This is a genomic window from Motilimonas sp. E26 (genome assembly GCF_021278025.1).
Classification (GTDB): domain Bacteria; phylum Pseudomonadota; class Gammaproteobacteria; order Enterobacterales; family CBDFNC01; genus Motilimonas.
Map to the genome: position 1 here is coordinate 14,653 of NZ_JAIBHJ010000006.1, position 18,036 is coordinate 32,688.

Annotated in this window: 16 protein-coding genes and 2 tRNA genes; 15 read left to right on the forward strand and 3 right to left on the reverse strand. The window is 44.3% G+C overall.

The window, feature by feature from the left end:
- The first annotated feature begins 50 nt into the window (after positions 1–50).
- Positions 51–127, forward strand: a tRNA-Asp gene (locus K1M91_RS06960).
- Positions 128–153: 26 nt separating this feature from the next.
- Positions 154–230, forward strand: a tRNA-Asp gene (locus K1M91_RS06965).
- A gap of 31 nt (positions 231–261) precedes the next feature.
- Here the strand turns inward: K1M91_RS06965 and K1M91_RS06970 are convergent.
- A complete protein-coding gene (locus tag K1M91_RS06970) occupies positions 262–1,764 on the reverse strand; it encodes a DUF3369 domain-containing protein (RefSeq protein WP_232800941.1) in 1,503 nt (500 codons plus the stop codon).
- Positions 1,765–1,940: 176 nt separating this feature from the next.
- On the opposite strand from K1M91_RS06970, the gene ndk reads away from it, so the two are divergent.
- The 10 genes from ndk to K1M91_RS07020 all read left to right on the forward strand — a co-directional run bounded on the left by ndk (position 1,941) and on the right by K1M91_RS07020 (position 11,446).
- Positions 1,941–2,372 carry a nucleoside-diphosphate kinase gene (gene ndk / locus K1M91_RS06975; protein WP_232800943.1) on the forward strand — a complete coding sequence of 144 codons (432 nt, stop codon included), beginning with the start codon at positions 1,941–1,943 and terminating at the stop codon, positions 2,370–2,372.
- Between the two features lie 120 nt (positions 2,373–2,492).
- Positions 2,493–3,620, forward strand: a complete 1,128-nt coding sequence (locus tag K1M91_RS06980) for a bifunctional tRNA (adenosine(37)-C2)-methyltransferase TrmG/ribosomal RNA large subunit methyltransferase RlmN (protein ID WP_232800945.1) — start codon at positions 2,493–2,495, stop codon at positions 3,618–3,620.
- A gap of 21 nt (positions 3,621–3,641) precedes the next feature.
- The gene (pilW, locus tag K1M91_RS06985; protein WP_232800947.1) at positions 3,642–4,406 is read left to right on the forward strand and encodes a type IV pilus biogenesis/stability protein PilW; all 765 of its coding nucleotides are present in this window, start codon (positions 3,642–3,644) and stop codon (positions 4,404–4,406) included.
- A complete protein-coding gene (locus K1M91_RS06990; RefSeq protein ID WP_232800949.1) occupies positions 4,396–5,325 on the forward strand; it encodes a RodZ domain-containing protein in 930 nt (309 codons plus the stop codon). The genes pilW and K1M91_RS06990 overlap by 11 nt, the downstream gene beginning before the upstream one ends.
- A 5-nt stretch (positions 5,326–5,330) precedes the next feature.
- Entirely contained in the window at positions 5,331–6,446 is a 1,116-nt protein-coding gene (gene ispG / locus K1M91_RS06995; RefSeq protein WP_232800951.1) for a flavodoxin-dependent (E)-4-hydroxy-3-methylbut-2-enyl-diphosphate synthase, read from the forward strand.
- Positions 6,447–6,543: 97 nt separating this feature from the next.
- Entirely contained in the window at positions 6,544–7,824 is a 1,281-nt protein-coding gene (gene hisS / locus K1M91_RS07000; RefSeq protein WP_232800953.1) for a histidine--tRNA ligase, read from the forward strand.
- 11 nt (positions 7,825–7,835) lie between these two features.
- Positions 7,836–8,486 (forward strand): tetratricopeptide repeat protein, encoded by a 651-nt coding sequence (locus K1M91_RS07005; protein ID WP_232800955.1) that lies wholly within the window; start codon positions 7,836–7,838, stop codon positions 8,484–8,486.
- Positions 8,479–9,660, forward strand: a complete 1,182-nt coding sequence (gene bamB / locus K1M91_RS07010) for an outer membrane protein assembly factor BamB (protein WP_232800957.1) — start codon at positions 8,479–8,481, stop codon at positions 9,658–9,660. The genes K1M91_RS07005 and bamB overlap by 8 nt, the downstream gene beginning before the upstream one ends.
- Positions 9,661–9,733: 73 nt before the next feature.
- Complete coding sequence (der, locus tag K1M91_RS07015) at positions 9,734–11,203, forward strand: ribosome biogenesis GTPase Der (protein ID WP_232800959.1); 1,470 nt, start codon at positions 9,734–9,736, stop codon at positions 11,201–11,203.
- Positions 11,204–11,215: 12 nt separating this feature from the next.
- Positions 11,216–11,446, forward strand: coding sequence for a zinc ribbon domain-containing protein (locus K1M91_RS07020; RefSeq protein WP_232800961.1), 231 nt, complete (start codon positions 11,216–11,218; stop codon positions 11,444–11,446).
- A gap of 54 nt (positions 11,447–11,500) precedes the next feature.
- Here the strand turns inward: K1M91_RS07020 and K1M91_RS07025 are convergent, their stop codons facing one another.
- Both K1M91_RS07025 and xseA read right to left on the reverse strand, forming a co-directional pair.
- Positions 11,501–11,671 carry a hypothetical protein gene (locus tag K1M91_RS07025; RefSeq protein ID WP_232800963.1) on the reverse strand — a complete coding sequence of 57 codons (171 nt, stop codon included), beginning with the start codon at positions 11,669–11,671 and terminating at the stop codon, positions 11,501–11,503.
- 157 nt (positions 11,672–11,828) lie between these two features.
- Positions 11,829–13,145, reverse strand: coding sequence for an exodeoxyribonuclease VII large subunit (xseA, locus tag K1M91_RS07030; RefSeq protein WP_232800965.1), 1,317 nt, complete (start codon positions 13,143–13,145; stop codon positions 11,829–11,831).
- Positions 13,146–13,323: 178 nt separating this feature from the next.
- Here xseA and guaB point away from each other — a divergent pair, with 178 nt between their 5' ends.
- From guaB to K1M91_RS07045, 3 genes are all read left to right on the forward strand, one after another.
- Positions 13,324–14,787: an IMP dehydrogenase gene (gene guaB / locus K1M91_RS07035; protein WP_232800967.1), complete on the forward strand. Its 1,464-nt coding sequence runs from the start codon at positions 13,324–13,326 to the stop codon at positions 14,785–14,787.
- Positions 14,788–14,864: 77 nt separating this feature from the next.
- Positions 14,865–16,445 carry a glutamine-hydrolyzing GMP synthase gene (gene guaA, locus K1M91_RS07040; protein ID WP_232800969.1) on the forward strand — a complete coding sequence of 527 codons (1,581 nt, stop codon included), beginning with the start codon at positions 14,865–14,867 and terminating at the stop codon, positions 16,443–16,445.
- Between the two features lie 332 nt (positions 16,446–16,777).
- Positions 16,778–17,965, forward strand: coding sequence for a site-specific integrase (locus K1M91_RS07045; RefSeq protein WP_232800971.1), 1,188 nt, complete (start codon positions 16,778–16,780; stop codon positions 17,963–17,965).
- The last annotated feature ends 71 nt before the right edge of the window (positions 17,966–18,036 follow it).

Here is an 18,036-nt window from a genome sequence, read left to right on the forward strand (position 1 = left end):
CGTATTATCTGCGCCGCACACAACGAAGCGGTAACGCAAAGTTGAATTGCGGAGCGGTAGTTCAGTTGGTTAGAATACCGGCCTGTCACGCCGGGGGTCGCGGGTTCGAGTCCCGTCCGCTCCGCCAATATCTTCTCGATAGCGCCTAATAGCGGAGTGGTAGTTCAGTTGGTTAGAATACCGGCCTGTCACGCCGGGGGTCGCGGGTTCGAGTCCCGTCCACTCCGCCAATAAGCGTAATAGCAACAATCCCCATCTTTTTCAGTCTACGTACTTTTGCTTTATCTCTAAAAATAAGTCTAAATTATCATTAAGTATCTTTACCAAGTTTGGGTCAAAGTGCTTGCCAGATTCGCTATTGATCAATTCCATAATACTATCGATTCCCCAAGGCTCTTTATAACAACGCCTTGATCCAAGTGCATCAAACACATCAGCTAATGCAGTTAGTCGCCCCTCAATCGGAATATCTTCGCCTCTCAAGCCATTAGGGTAACCTGAGCCATCCCATTTTTCGTGATGATACATGGCAATAGCCGCGCCAGTTTGCAGTAAAGGGATGTCCGAATCGTAGAGCATATCGTAGCCCAGCTTGGCATGAGTTTGCATGATTGCCCACTCATCTGAATCGAGTTTAGCTGGCTTGTTGAGGATCGCATCGGGGATCCCTACTTTACCAATATCGTGTAATGGTGATGCTTGTTTCAAGGTTTCTACTTGTTCATTGTCCATGCCCGTTAAACTTGCCAGTAGCGCGGTGTAATTCGCCACTCGTTTAACATGGCTACCTGATTCTTTCGAACGACTTTCTACGACTTCGCCCAAGCGATACATAATTTCTTTTTGATTATCTTCAATCACTTCATTCAAGCGAATATTTTCAAGGGCAACCACTATATTTTCGGTAAACAAATTGAGTAGATGAGTATCTACCTCCGACAGCTGTTGCGTTCCTTCAATATGAAAAATTAAATTGTGACGTGGGTTTTTGCAATAAATAACAACTTCACTTTCTTGATAAATATTGGTTTTATCTTTTATCGCTAGCTGTAAGATGGGGTGTTGCTGCATGTCATCGGCTTGAGTTTTATCTGATGAAGTAGAATGGATCATTTCCAGTTCAGTATTTTTTAGCTCATAGGCATGCTTGATACTGTAAATAGTTGTTTCTTCTAACTCTAATAGAGCTGTTAATTGCTCAAGAGCGCCTTCAACAAAGGTATCGAGGGCCGTTTTTTCGAAAATACCTTTCGACGCTTGAATCACTTTCTCTAGTCCACGTTTATTACGTTGCAGGCTACAGATATCGCGATAAGAACGCAGGCTTGCACGAATTAAGGTGCGTAGTTTCTGTGAGGTTAACTCGGTTTTGTCTTTGTAATCATTAATGTCGTAACTTTCTACAACATCATCTTCAGGCGCCTGACCAGGCTGACCGGTTCGCAGCACTATTCGCACACTGTGGTTGTCTAATTGCTCACGAATATAGCGTACAACTTGCAAGCCTGCATCGTCGGTTTCCATCACCACATCGAGTAAAACCAATGCAATATCAGTTTCTTGCTTCAAAATATCTCGTGCTTCGCTGGCAGAATAAGCATGTAAAAAAGTAATACTTTTACCATCAAAGCGAAACTGGCTTAATGTTACTTTTGTAATGCGATGTACTTCAGATTCATCATCAACGATCAGCACCTTCCAGCTTTGTATTGCGCTATCATGCACTTGCTCATCATCGTCAATAATTAGAATATCATCATCCATGGTTCCAGCCTGAGATAGGAAAAATAGTTATACTTAAGAAATAGACTATCTTATTGAGTTTTCAACTATATGAATGAAAGAGTTGGTGTGTCATCACGGCTTAACTTGGCTTTATATATTTCAGTGCATATAATCGAGCCCTTAAATTTTTTTATAAAATAGATAGGATAGTTTACATGGCTGTAGAAACCACTTTTTCGATTATTAAACCGGATGCTGTCAAGCGTAATTTAATTGGTAGTATATATCAGCGCTTTGAAGCAGCTGGTTTGCATATTGTTGCGGCGAAAATGATCCAACTAGATCAGGAGAAAGCAGCTGGTTTTTATGCTGAGCACCTTGGCCGTCCTTTTTATGAGCCGCTGATTGATTTTATGACTTCTGGCCCTATCGTGGTACAGGTTTTACAAGGTGAAAACGCGATAGCCAAAAACCGTGAAATTATGGGTAAGACTAATTTTGAGGAAGCAGATCCTGGAACCATCCGTGCTGATTTTGCTACTTCGGTGCGAGAAAATTGTGTTCATGGCTCAGACAGTACTGAATCTGCCCAGCGTGAAATAGCTTACTTTTTCAATTCTGATGAAATATTCGCCGACAAATCATAACGATAACAAAAAGCATTGGGCTAACCAGTGCTTTTATCTCAATCTGCGCTAGTAACCTCCTCGTAAACTTTGTACAATTCGCGACCGATTTTTCGCTGTATTCCACCGCTGTGAGAGCTTATGACTGACCAAAAAATTAACTTACTTGATTTAAACCGTGAAGGCTTACGTCAATTTTTCGCTGAAATGGATGAAAAGCCGTTTCGGGCAGATCAAGTCATGAAGTGGATTTATCATTATTGTGTTGATGATTTTGATGAAATGACCAACATTAATAAAAAACTACGTGAAAAACTGAAGCAAACGGCAGAAATTAAAGCGCCAGAAGTGTCAGTTGAGCAACGCAGTGCTGATGGGACCATCAAGTGGGCAATGAAGGTTGGTAATCAAGATGTTGAAACTGTCTACATTCCTGAAGGTGATCGCGCGACTTTGTGTGTTTCATCTCAAGTTGGCTGTGCCCTTGAATGTAAGTTTTGCTCAACCGCTCAGCAAGGCTTTAACCGCAATTTGTCGGTATCTGAAATTATCGGTCAAGTATGGCGCGCCGCTCAAATTATCGGTCCTGTGAAGGCAAATGGCACCGGACAGCGCCCGATCACCAATGTTGTGATGATGGGAATGGGCGAGCCTTTACTCAACATGAAGAACTTAGTACCGGCATTAGAATTAATGCTCGATGATCTTGGTTTTGCTTTATCCAAGCGCCGTGTAACCGTATCGACATCGGGTGTGGTGCCAGCATTAGATATCTTAGGTGATAAAATAGATGTGGCGTTAGCTATCTCACTTCATGCGCCAAATGATGAACTTCGTTCAGACATGATGCCGATTAATGATAAGTACAATATTCAAAACTTTTTGGATGGCGTACGACGCTATATTGCTAAGTCCAAAGCGAATCGTGGTAAAGTTACCATCGAGTATGTGTTACTCGACCATTACAATGATTCAACGGATTTGGCTCACGAGCTTGCCCATCTTGTTAAAGATTTACCATGTAAAATTAACTTGATCCCTTTCAATCCATTCCCTAATTCCGGCTATGCTAAGCCAAGTAATAGTCGTGTTGATCGCTTTAATAAAGTGTTGCAAGAATACGGCTATACCGTAACCGTTCGTAAGACTCGTGGCGACGATATTGATGCCGCATGTGGACAATTAGTTGGTGATGTTATTGATAGAACTAAGCGAACTGCTAAAAAACGGATGCAAGGCGAGTCGATTTCCGTCACAATGACAGAATAATTTGTTAGATACTTGTGGTGTATGAAAAAACTTATCCTAGGTGCGAGTGTTTTATTGAGTCTACTCGGCTGTGTCAGTGAAACTACGGTGGCAGGAAAAAGTGTTAGCCAAAACATGGATAGCAATGGTGCGGCTAAAGCAAGAATGCAGTTAGGTATTCAGTACTTACAGCAAGGTAATACTGAGCAAGCAAAATTTAATCTTGAAAGAGCGCTCGCCTACAACTCAAAAGATCCAGAAATTCATCGTGCCCTGGCTTATTACTACGAAGTAGTCAATGAGCCAAGGCAGGCTGAAAAGGCCTATCGTCAAGCGTTATCAATAAACCGCAATGATGCGGATACCATGAATAATTACGGCACTTTTCTCTGCCGAGAAAAAAAGTATGCGGAAGCTGAAGAGCAATTTCTTCGTGCGGTAAAAGAAACCACTTATGTTCGAGTGGGTGATACTTACGAAAATGCTGGCTTATGCGCCAGAGAATCAGGACAGTTGGATAAGGCTCTAGAGTATTTTGATAGCGCACTTTCTCATAGCCCTCGCAGGCCTTTATCCTTACTTGAAATGGCCGGCATACATGTTACTCAAGAAAATTATGATGTAGCGCGTAACTACCTACTACAATATCAAAAAGTAGCCAGTGATACGCCACAGAGCTTATGGACTTGGATCCGTCTTGAGTCTGCACAAAATCGCGAAACGGCGGTCAAGTCTTTTGGTCGTCGTTTAGTCAATAAATTTCCTCAGTCTACTGAGTCTCAACATTATTTAAAAAATGAATACTGAAAATAATTCCCCAGAAGAAATTACGACTGAAGTCGCTCCTCAGGGGCCGGGTCTCCTGCTACGAAATGAGCGAGAGAAGCAAGGCTTAAGTGTTGAAGAGATAGCGGCACGTTTAAATTTACGCGCACATAATATTAATGATATCGAAAATGAGACTTTTGACCCTAAAGTGTCGACCACTTTTATTAAAGGTTATCTAAAGGCTTACGCTCGAATATTGGGTATTACCGAAGAGCAAATATTGAGTGCTTATTATCGATTGGGCATTGCTGAATCTAAATATGCACAAATGCAAAGTTTTTCTCAGCGCACTCAGCAAGAAGCACACAACAACCGTCTTACTTGGATCAGCTATGCCATTGGTGCTGGTTTAGTTGGGATGTTGGTATGGTGGTGGTTACAAAAAGCCAGCTTGGAGCCTGCCACATCAGAACAATTGGTCAACGAAAGTGTTATCGTATCGGATGAGGCAGAGGTTCCGACTCGCTCATTGCCAATAGCTGAGCAGGTGTCAGAAGATAGCGAAGCAGTGCTCCCTGAGGAAGTCCCAGCACAAGAGCCAGAGAGCGTTGAAGGCGAAACAGAGCTCAACAGTGATGAAGCTCTCGAGACAGAAACAACAGCAACGCCAGTGGCAACAACGCCTGAACCCAGCAACGAAGCTGATCCCAGCGCACTTGAAGTCGGTTTCACATTTAGTAACGATTGTTGGATCAAAGTAACCGATGCTGACGATAAAACCTTGGCAATTGGTGTTAAAGAAAAAGGGTCTACTTTGTCTTTAACGGGTAAGGCGCCTTTTAAACTCACCATCGGTGCACCAAAAGCAGTTGAGATAACTTATAACAATCGAACCTTTGATATGACTCAATTCAAAGCGGGTAAAATAGCGCGTTTTGAATTACCGGAAAAAGAATAAGAATCATGCATCAAACTTCTCCTATTATTCGCCGTAACAGCACTCAAATAATGGTTGGTAATGTGCCTGTGGGGGGAGATGCCCCTATTGCTGTGCAATCGATGACTAACACTCGTACCACAGACGTCGATGCCACAGTGAAGCAGATTAAAGCCCTTGAAGATGTCGGGGCTGACATTGTCCGTGTATCTGTTCCCACAATGGATGCTGCAGAAGCGTTCAAGCTCATTAAACAACAAGTGAATGTACCGCTGGTGGCGGATATCCATTTTGATTACCGCATCGCGCTTAAGGTTGCCGAGTATGGCGTTGATTGTTTGCGGATCAATCCTGGTAATATTGGTCGCGAAGACAGAATTCGTGCGGTAGTTGATTGTGCCCGAGACAAAAATATCCCTATCCGCATTGGTGTGAATGGCGGCTCTTTAGAACGAGATATTCAAGAAAAATACGGTGAGCCTACGGCTGAAGCGTTGCTTGAATCAGCCATGCGCCATGTTGATATACTGGATCGCCTTAACTTTGACCAATTTAAAGTCAGTGTAAAGGCATCGGATGTTTTTTTAGCGGTCGGCGCATACCGTTTACTGGCTAAGCAAATTGTACAGCCGTTACATCTAGGCATTACCGAAGCGGGTGGACTGCGTAGTGGCTCGGTTAAGTCTGCCGTAGGTCTTGGTATGTTACTGGCTGAAGGTATTGGTGATACGCTGCGCGTTTCATTAGCTGCCGACCCTATCGAAGAAATAAAAGTGGCTTACGACATTCTAAAGTCTTTGCGCATTCGTAGTCGCGGCATTAACTTTATTGCTTGCCCTAGCTGCTCTCGTCAAGAATTTGATGTTATTAATACCGTTAATGCACTTGAGCAGCGTTTAGAAGATGTTTCTACCGCGCTAGATGTGTCAATCATAGGCTGTGTGGTCAACGGCCCAGGTGAAGCATTAATCTCTGATTTAGGGATCACAGGCAGTAGCAACCGCAGTGGTTATTATGAAGATGGCGTAAGACAAAAAGAACGCTTTGATAACGATAATCTAGTGGATTTGTTAGAAGCAAAAATCCGTGCACGTATTTCAACGATGGATCCGAGTAAAAAAATCGATATTCTTAACCGCTAAACTGCGATTCTGGCAAAGCCAGGTTTTACCTGGCTTTCAAAAATCCCTATAATGCCCTTAATTTCAAGCCCATCATCATTTAATAACGGATTCTCTAGTGGCCAAATCGATCCAAGCTATTCGCGGGATGAACGATTGTTTACCCGAACAAACGCCAGTATGGCAAAAAGTAGAAAATACGCTTAAGCAAGTTGTCAGCAGCTATGGTTATTCTGAAATTAGAATGCCGATTGTTGAAAGTACGCATTTATTCAAGCGTTCAATCGGTGAAGTAACTGACATTGTTGAAAAAGAGATGTACACCTTTGATGATCGCAATGGTGACAGCTTAACACTACGACCAGAGGGCACCGCCTCTTGTGTTCGTGCTGGTAATGAACATGGCTTGTTATATAACCAAGAGCGTCGCTTATGGTATATCGGTCCAATGTTCCGCCATGAACGGCCACAAAAAGGTCGCTATCGTCAGTTTCACCAGTTTGGTGTTGAAGTATTTGGCATGGCCAGTGCCGATATCGATGCTGAAGTGATTCTAATGACTGCGCAGTTTTGGCAAAAACTGGGTTTAACGGAGCATGTTGAACTGCAACTAAACTCGTTAGGCTCAAACGAAGCTCGCGCGGTTTATCGTGATGCACTGGTGGCGTTTTTAACCGAACATGAAGCGGTGCTAGATGAAGACAGCAAACGTCGCATGCATACTAATCCATTACGTGTGTTAGATTCTAAAAATCCTGATGTTCAAAGGATTTTAGTTGATGCGCCTAAGCTATCTGAGTACCTCGACCAAGAGTCCAAAGAACACTTTGCCAAGTTGTGCCAAATTCTTGATGCTGCAGGCGTCAAATACGTGGTGAATGAGAAGATAGTGCGAGGTTTAGATTACTACAATCGCACGGTTTTTGAATGGGTAACAGAAAGCCTTGGCTCACAAGGCACGGTTTGTGCGGGCGGTCGTTATGATGGTCTAGTTGAACAAATTGGTGGTAAAGCCACACCTGCTGTTGGTTTTGCTATGGGCCTTGAACGTTTAGTGTTAATGCTAGATACATTAGATTTAAACCAAGATATAGCCCCTGAAGTGGATGTTTATTCCGTATTAGTGGGCGAGGGCACAGATATTCAAGGTATGCTGCTCACTCAGCAATTGCGCCAAACGTTGCCAAGTATTAAAGTGATGAACCATTGCGGCGGCGGAAATTTTAAAAAGCAGATGAAGCGCGCTGACAAATCCGGTGCCCGTATTGCACTGATCTTGGGTGAATCTGAAATGGAAACCAATCAGGTCACTGTAAAAGATCTTACAGGGAAGAACGAACAACAAACCGTTGCACAATCAGCATTGGCTGATGTCGTTGCAACGATGCTTGAGAATTAAGGGGTATTAAAGTGGTAGGTTACGAAACCGAAGAACAACAAGTTGACGCGATCAAAAACTGGTGGAAAGAAAACGGCACCGCCGTTATTTTTGGCACCGTGATTGGCTTAGGTTCGCTATGGGGTTGGCGTTTTTATAACGAGCAAAAAATTGCCAGCCAAGAACAAGCGTCGCAAGCTTATACTCAAGCGATCACTACCCTAGAAACAGGCTCGGAAGATGCTATCAGCAGTACGCAAGCATTTATTGACAGTAATGCTGATAATAACTACGGCACATTAGCTGCGCTGATGTTGGCTAAAGTGGCTGTTGATAAAGGTGACTTTGAACTAGCCTTATCACAATTAGAGTGGGCTAAGAAAAATAAAGTTAGTGAAGTATTACTCCCAACAGTCAACTTACGCTTAGCAAGAGTGCAAACCGAGTTAAAGCAATTTGATGCTGCGCTGGCCACATTAGCTGAAGTCAAAGATGATGCCTTCAAAGCGAAAGCAGAGGAAGCTAAGGGTGATATTTTATTACTTCAAGGCCAAGCGCAAAAAGCGCGAGCGGCATACCAATCGGCAGTGCTAGCGGGTGGCAATACAGGTAATCCAGCGCTGCAAATCAAACTTGACGACTTAGCTGAAGCAACGCTAACGGATGAGGTTGTTAATGGATAATTGGTTGAAAAAGATCACTTTTGGTTGCGCCGCAGTGGCGTTATTACAAGGGTGTTCTTTGTTCGATTCAGAAGAAGATACAGTGGTAATGGCAGAGCTGCCAGTGATCACACAATCTTATGAACCACAACAGCAGTGGCAAACCTCAGTCGGTGATGGGGTTGAGCATTATTATTCTCAACTTAGACCCGCTTTCATCGACAGCAGCGTTTATGTGGCTGATCGTGAAGGTATCGTCAAGGCGCTAGATATCAATACCGGTCAGCAACTTTGGCAGATTGACCTGAGTGAGCATGAAGCCAACGCGTTGAAAAGAGGCGCGCGCATATCAGGGGCCATTAGTGCGAGTTATGACGCGATTTACTTAGGCACTGAGAATGCTCAATTGTTTGCGATTGATGCCGAAACCGGAGAAGTACGTTGGGTTGCCAACACCGGAGGCGAAGTGATTGCTAAACCACTATTAGAAGGTGGTAAAGTTATTGTTCATAATAGTCGTGGCGATCTCTATGCTTTCCAAGAATATAATGGCGAAAAGCTGTGGCAGTTAACATTAGATCAGCCTGCTTTAACTTTACGTAGTTCATCTGAGCCTATCGAGGCCGGTGGTGCAGTGCTTTATGGCCGGGCAGATGGTAAATTTGCTGCTGTTTTTACCGAAAATGGCATGCCTATTTGGGAGCGTAGAGTCGCAGTGCCAAAAGGCGCAACCGAGTTAGACCGGATTGTTGATGTGGATGCCAAGCCATTAGTGGTTGGTACTACCGCGTACGTGATAGCTTACAATGGTGAACTACTTGCCATTGACTTACAAAGCGGTGAAACGTTATGGAAACGTAGCTATTCCGCTTACAACTCAATGGATATTTCTGGATTTACCCTTTATTTAACCGATGATAAAGGCCACATTTATGCCGTTGACCGTCGTAATGGCGCGCAAATATGGAGTAACACTCAGTTAGAGTACCGTAATCTTACTGCACCTTTGGTTGCTGGTGAGTATATTTTAGTGGGCGACGCTGAAGGTTATTTACATTGGCTAGACAGTGACGGAAGGTTTGTTGCGCAGCAAGAATTAGATAGCGATGGTTTATACACAGTACCAGTGCTTTATCAAGATAAAGTAATAGTGCAAACACGCAGCGGTAAAGTTATTGCGTTAAGTAAACCGTAAAAACTAAAGCGTTATCATATTGTTAAATGGCTCCTTACTGTAAGGGGCCTTTGTTATTTATAGGATTATATAGATGTTACCTGTGCTCGCACTTGTAGGACGCCCTAATGTAGGCAAATCCACCTTGTTCAACCGATTAACCCGTACTCGAGATGCGTTAGTAGCTGATTTTCCAGGCTTAACTCGAGATCGCAAATATGGCCAGGCTAACGTTGCAGACCACCAGTTTATTGTTGTCGATACCGGCGGTATCACTGGTGATGAAGAGGGCATTGATGCCTTGATGGCAGGCCAATCCTTACAAGCAATCGAAGAAGCCGATGCAGTATTTTTCTTAGTTGACGCTCGCGCAGGCCTCACCGTAGCGGATGAAGCGATTGCAATGCACTTACGTAAGCAAGATAAAAAGGTATTTTTGGTTGCCAATAAAACGGATGGCATCGATGCGGACTCAGCTGTGGGTGAGTTTTACAAAATGGCCCTTGGTGAAGTTTACCAAATTGCTGCAGCCCACGGTAAAGGGGTGCGCTCTTTAATTGAAAAGGCGTTCGATGACTTTGACATTGTTCAACCTGAGCCCGAACCAGAAGAGCATGATTTTAGTGAATTGGATCTCGCGCAACTTGATGCCATTGAAGAAGCTGAAATTGCCGAGCAAGAGCAAGCCTTTGCTGACATGCCGATTAAACTGGCTATTATTGGCCGTCCTAATGTGGGTAAATCAACACTAACCAACCGCATTTTAGGCGAAGAGCGCGTGATTGTTTACGATGCGCCAGGTACCACTCGTGACAGTATCTACATTCCTATGCAACGTGATGATCAAGAATATGTATTGATTGATACTGCGGGTGTGCGCCGTCGTAAAAAGGTCTATGAAACAGTAGAAAAATTTTCGGTGATCAAAACCTTAAAAGCGATCGAAGATGCCAACGTAGTGATGCTGATCATTGATGCGCGTGAGAATATCTCTGACCAAGATTTAAGCTTATTAGGTTATACCCTAAATGCTGGCCGCTCGCTGATTGTGGTGGTGAATAAATGGGACGGCATTGACTCTGAAGTGAAAGACCGGGTTAAAAGTGAACTTGATCGCCGTCTAGGCTTTATTGACTTTGCTCGAGTACACTTTATCTCTGCGCTACACGGCACTGGTGTGGGTCACTTATTTGAATCGGTACAAGAAGCTTATACGTCTGCGACTAAGCGTGTTTCAACGTCGATGTTGACGCGAATTATGCAAATGGCAGCGGAAGACCATCAGCCGCCAATGGTGAAAGGCAGACGCGTTAAACTACGTTACGCTCATGCGGGTGGCTACAATCCACCACGATTAATAGTGCATGGTAACCAAGTATCGGCATTACCTGACTCATACAAACGTTACCTAATGAACTACTTTAGGAAGTCACTGAATTTAATGGGAACCCCAATCCGCGTTGAATTTAAAGAAGGTGAAAACCCATTTGCAGGCAAAGTGAATAAATTGACCGCTTCACAAGAGCGCAAGCGTAAACGTATGATGAAGTTTCATAAGAAATAGTAAGGTTTTGTTATGAAAGAATTAAATTGTCCCCAATGTAATCAAGTGATGACTTACTTAGGTAAATTTGTCTACCAATGTCAAACTTGTGAGCAAGACTATCAAGCGCAAGCTCATTGTGCTGCTTGTGGTGTGCGCCTTGAAATACTTAAGGCATGTGGGGCGGTGGACTTTTTTTGTAATAGCTGTAACGAAATGAAATCGAAATCGAGCGCGGACTATCGTCTCAATAAAATAATATAGCTGACTGTTATCCCCAAAGATGCACTTGCCTGGCGGGGCAAGTGCACTTTATCCCTACAAATCTCTTTCTAGGTCAATAATAGCTTGTTCATGTAGTGCGCTTTCCAATTCATGCTCAGCTTCATGCAGCATGTGCTCAGCTTGATGAATATGCTCTTCAGCAAGGTGGATTTTTCGCTCTACTTTCTCTTCTTCAGTCAGATAACTTGCGGTTTTAGTGTTCATTTAATACCTCCAATTTTAGAGAATGGAGGAGAACATAGCCCCTCATGCTCTCCACTCTTTAATATTAGTGGATTTATCAAACTTTTCGCATTGTTTTATATCTAGCTGAGCAGTATTTATTGTTGTGATGAGAAATACATTATTGATATTGAGCTTGCTATTTCACAACAGACTGAATCACCCCGTTAGCAACACGTGTACTTAAGAGTTCACCGCTTTTTACCTGTTCAATTTGCTGTATGACATCGCCAGCTTGATTACTGGTAATCGAGTACCCCCGCGCCAAAGTGGCTAATGGGCTAACTGCTTGCAGTTGTCCCACCACACTTTGCTGCTGTTGCTGATGTTTATCCAATAGTGTGCGCATACCACGAGATAGCCTAGCTGCTAATTGTTGCTGCTGTTGTTGCAGCTGCGTTACTTGAAATCCAGGTTGAAACTGAAATAGCTGCTGGCTTAACCGTTCAGAGTGATACTTTTGTTGGGTTAAACGGCCTTGCATAGCCCTTCTTAGGCGAGCGTCAAGCTCATCTAATCGCTGTGCCTGAAGTTGCAGCTTTTTTCTTGGCTCATGATATTGCAATTGTTGATGCAATAGTTGAAAACGATTTTGTTGTTGGCGTAATTGTTGATTGATCGCGCGAACCAAACGCGCATTGAGTTGTTGCAACTGATGCTGCCAATGCTCACTGTTGCCACTGAGTAACTCGGCGGCGGCTGAAGGGGTCGCTGCGCGCAAATCAGCGACAAAGTCACAAATAGTGACATCTACTTCATGGCCAACTGCGCTGATCACCGGAATAGTGGAGTCAAATACCGCGCGAGCCAACGCTTCTTCATTAAAACACCACAAGTCTTCTAACGAGCCACCACCACGACCCAATACAATCACATCAACCTCATTGCGTTGATTGGCCGTTTGCAGCGCCTTAACTAATTGCGCCGTCGCCGCTTTACCTTGAACCGCACTGGGGTAAACAATGATCTGGAGCAGTGGATTACGGCGCTTAAGTACCGATAATAAATCGTGAATAGCCGCGCCAGTGGCGGAAGTGATTAAGCCGACCTTAGTAGGTGTGGTTGGCAGCGGTTGCTTATGCTGGCTGGCGAACAGTCCCTCTGCAGCCAGTTTAAATTTGAGCGCATCAAAGGCTTGTTGCAGTAGGCCTTCGCCTTCCGGTGCCATCGACTCTAATATCAGCTGGTAATCACCTCTTGGTTCATACAAGCTTAATTTGGCACGCACCAACACTTGCATACCGTTTTTAGGCTGTAGCCTTACTCTGCTATTGCTCCCTTTAAACATGGCGCATTTAACTTGCGCACTGTGATCTTTGAGGGTGAGATACCAGTGCCCAGAAGCGGCAATTGTAAGGTTCGATATCTCGCCACTGAGCCACACGGTACCTAAGCCTGATTCTAACAATTTTTTAACTTCACCATTGAGGCGGCTAACCGTGTAAATGGATTGCAAACTTCAGTTCCAGGTTAATAAATGTGTTGGAGAGAGGGATTTTAGCAGTAAAAGGTTTGCCGTGGCGACAGCCGTATAAAAAGATGAAAATTTGTTGAAATTGTATTTGTTAAAAGTGTGACAAAGCCCTATAATCCGAACGCAATATTCTACTCCCAACCGCTGTTGAGATATTGCAATGCTAAGAATCGCAAAAGAAGCTTTAACCTTTGATGACGTACTCCTTGTACCAGGTCATTCTACTGTTTTACCTAATACAGCTAGTCTAAAAACTCGCCTAACACGTAAAATTTCACTTAATATTCCAGTTGTATCGGCTGCGATGGATACCGTCACTGAAGCACGTCTCGCTATTTCTTTAGCGCAAGAAGGCGGCATTGGTTTTATCCATAAAAACATGTCGATTGAAGCGCAAGCAGAGCAAGTTCGCTTAGTAAAAATCTACGAAAGTGGTGTGGTTTCTTCACCTGTAACGGTTACGCCGCAAATGACCCTTCGTGAAATTAAAGCGTTAACTGAACTACACGGTTTTGCGGGCTACCCAGTTGTTGAAAATGGCGATGAAGTGGTCGGCATTGTCACAGGTCGTGACGTGGTATTTGAAGAAGACTTGGCCAAGCCAGTTTCTGCGGTAATGACGACTAAAGAACGGTTAGTGACGGTTAAACCGGATGCAACACGCGAAGAAGTTATCAAAGTGATGCATGAAAACCGTATCGAAAAAGTTATCTTAGTGGATGATGCTTTCAAGCTTAAAGGCTTGATCACAGTAAAAGACTTTAAGAAAGCTGAGCGTAAACCTAATGCTTGTAAAGATGAGCTAGGTCGCTTACGCGTTGGTGCTGCAGTAGGCTCTGGCGAAGGTAACGAAGAGCGTATTAAAGCCTTAGTTGATGCAGGCGTTGACGTACTGCTTATTGACTCTTCACATGGTCATTCTCAAGGCGTACTTGATCGCATTAAAGCGACACGTGCCGCATACCCTAATTTACAAATTATCGGCGGTAACGTCGCAACAGCTGAAGGTGCTAAAGCCTTGGTTGCTGCGGGTGTTGACGCGGTTAAAGTGGGGATTGGCCCAGGCTCAATTTGTACTACACGTATCGTAACGGGTTGTGGTGTACCACAAATTACTGCCATTTCTGACGCTGTAGAAGCGTTAGCGGGTACTGATGTTCCAGTTATTGCTGATGGCGGCATTCGCTTCTCGGGTGATATTGCCAAAGCTATTGTTGCTGGCGCATCGTGTGTAATGATGGGCAGCATGTTTGCTGGTACTGAAGAATCGCCAGGTGAAGTGGTCTTATTCCAAGGTCGTTCATTCAAACTATACCGCGGTATGGGCTCACTGGGTGCAATGTCTAAAGGCTCTTCTGATCGTTATTTCCAATCGGATAACGCAGCAGACAAGTTAGTACCAGAAGGCATTGAAGGACGCGTTCCTTACAAAGGCCGCCTAAAAGAAATCATTCATCAACAAATGGGTGGTCTACGCTCATCAATGGGTCTGACTGGCTCAGCGACCATTGATGAAATGCGTACTAAACCGCAGTTTGTTAAAATTACCAGCGCAGGTATGGGTGAAAGCCACGTTCATGATGTGACCATCACGAAAGAAGCGCCAAACTATCGTTTAGGGTAATCGCTAAAACAGTTTTATGTTAAATAAGACGGCTTTTCGGCCGTCTTTGTTATTTTTGCCTGGAGCAATTGCAAATTATGAGCAAAAACATTCACGAACATCGCATTTTAATCTTAGATTTTGGATCTCAATACACGCAACTGATTGCACGTCGTATTCGTGAAATTGGGGTCTACTGTGAGCTTTGGAGCTGGGATGTTAGCGAAGAAGACATCAAAGAATTTAATCCAAATGGTATCGTGCTTGCTGGTGGCCCAGAAAGTGTTACCGCACCTAATTCGCCTCGTGCCCCTGAATACGTATTTACCGCAGGTGTACCGGTATTAGGTATTTGTTATGGCATGCAAACCATGTCTAAGCAATTGGGTGGCGAAGTCATCAAGGGTGAAGGCGAGGGTGAATTTGGTTATGCACAAATTGAAGTGCAAAACCCATCAGAGTTGTTTAAATCGATCGAAGATGCGGTTTCTGCTGATGGTAAAGCGCTACTTGATGTGTGGATGAGCCATGGCGATAAAGTGTCTCAAATTCCAGAAGGCTTTGTTACAGTTGCTAAGACCGCAACCTGTCAATTTGCGGCAATGGCGAACGAAGAAAAGAAATTTTACGGCGTGCAGTTCCATCCTGAAGTGACACACACTCGTCAAGGCGAGCGTATGTTATCGCACTTTGTAAAAGACATTTGTGGCTGTGATTCATTATGGACTCCGGCTTCAATTATTGAAGATGCGGTTGCGCGTATTAAAGAGCAAGTGGGTGATGATGAAGTTATCCTTGGTCTTTCTGGCGGGGTTGACTCATCAGTGGTAGCCATGCTTATTCAACGAGCTATAGGTGACAAGCTGACCTGTGTATTCGTTGATAACGGTCTACTGCGCTTAAATGAAGGCCAACAAGTAATGGAAATGTTTGGTGACCATTTTGGTCTCAACATTATTCATGTGGATGCTGAAAATCGCTTCTTGGATGCCATGGCAGGCCAAAGCGACCCAGAGCAAAAACGTAAAACCATTGGTCATGTGTTTGTTGATATCTTTGATGAAGAGTCAAAGAAACTAACCAATGCAAAATGGCTAGCTCAAGGTACTATCTACCCAGACGTAATTGAATCGGCAGCGTCTAAAACAGGCAAAGCTCACGTTATTAAATCGCACCATAATGTGGGCGGTTTACCAGATGATATGGAAATGGGCTTAGTTGAGCCATTGCGTGAACTGTTTAAAGATGAAGTACGTAAAATTGGCCTAGAGCTAGGCTTGCCTTACGACATGCTTTATCGCCACCCATTCCCAGGGCCAGGCCTAGGTGTGCGCGTATTAGGTGAAGTGAAAAAAGAATACTGTGACCTGCTGCGCCGTGCAGACGCTATCTTTATCGAAGAGCTGCGCAAAGCCGACTTATACCACAAAGTAAGCCAAGCATTTGTGGTGTTCCTGCCTGTTCGCTCCGTTGGAGTAATGGGTGACTGTCGTAAGTATGATTGGGTTGTTTCACTTCGCTGTGTTGAAACCATCGACTTCATGACCGCACGTTGGTCGCATTTACCTTATGAACTCATTGGTCATGTGTCTAACCGCATTATCAATGAAATTGACGGCATCTCACGTGTAGTATATGACGTATCAGGCAAGCCGCCAGCAACCATTGAGTGGGAATAATCCTCCGTCTAGCAAGTACTGGCACTAACAAGCAATAAACTAGACTTAAGTCCGCGTAACTGCGGACTTTTTTTGTTTTTAACTTAGGCAAATCTAGCACTGCCTAGCAACACCAAGCACGGTTTGACAGGGGTATTTCGCGGGGTATTATCAAACTCAATACCATTAAAGAATACCCGATACCATGTAATAAGCCGTTTAACTAACATGGTATCGAAAATGATTAAGTGATTGTATTTAAATGCGATTCATATTAATTCATGGTCAGTTTTCAGCATGGTATTAAATCCGAACTAAAACACGACAATGGCTTACGCCGATGGAGCGCGCCCATGCTTACCGATACCAAACTACGCAGCCTCAAACCCCGCGATAAACTTTACAAAGTTAACGACCGTGACGGCCTTTATGTGGCCGTGACCAAAGCAGGCACCGCCTCGTTTCGGTACAACTATTCCATCAGCGGCAGACAAGAAACCATCACCTTTGGTCGCTATCCTACAATAACGCTAGCAGAAGCCAGAGAGCGATTAATCGAAGCAAAGAAGGTGATTGCATTGGGCAAGTCACCAGCCAAAGAAAAAGCCCGCAGTAAATCGCGGATAAAGGATACTGAGACGTTTGCAGCCTGGGCTGACAAATGGCTTAGGGGTTATCAAATGGCCGACTCAACGCGCGATATGCGCCGCTCTGTGTATGAGCGAGAGCTAAAATCTAAGTTTGGTAATCACAAGCTGACGGAAATCACCCATGAAGACCTAAGGGCACTCACCGATACCATAGTAGAGCGCGGCGCACCGGCCACTGCCGTTCATGCCCGTGATATTGTGTTACAAGTATTTCGCTGGGCCATCGAGCGTGGCCAAAAAGTTGAAAATCCCGCTGATCGGGTTCGCCCTGCTAGTATCGCCAAATTTGAGCCAAGGGATCGCACCTTAACCCCGCGTGAAATCGGCCTAATGTATCGTTACCTTGAGCAAGTAGGCACCACGCCGACTATCCGAGTAGCGGTAAAACTGCTATTGCTCACTATGGTTCGAAAAAGTGAGCTAACCAATGCCACTTGGGACGAGATTAATTTCAGTGAAGCCCTTTGGACTATCCCAAAAGAGCGGATGAAACGGCGCAACCCGCACTTGGTGTTTCTGTCTCGCCAAGTCATCGATTTTCTAATCGCCCTTAAAACCTTTTCCGGCGGTTCAGATTACATCCTGCCATCACGCTATGACTCCGATGCCCCGATGAGCAGTGCAACTCTCAACAAAGTGCTAACGCTGACTTATAAAGCGGCGCAAAAAGATGGCCAAGACTTAGCCAAGTTTGGCCCCCATGATCTACGCCGTACCGCCAGCACCTTACTGCATGAGGCAGGTTACAACAGCGACTGGATTGAAAAATGCCTCGCCCATGAACAAAAGGGCGTTAGGGCTGTATATAACAAGGCCGAATACCGCGAGCAGCGCACCGCCATGCTACAAGACTGGGCGGATATGATTGATGAGTGGGCGGGATATCAATAAGTAGCTCTTACCTTGCAGAGAGCCTTCGGTTTTCAGGATTGCATAACTGATTTTGGGTAAAAATAAGCTAC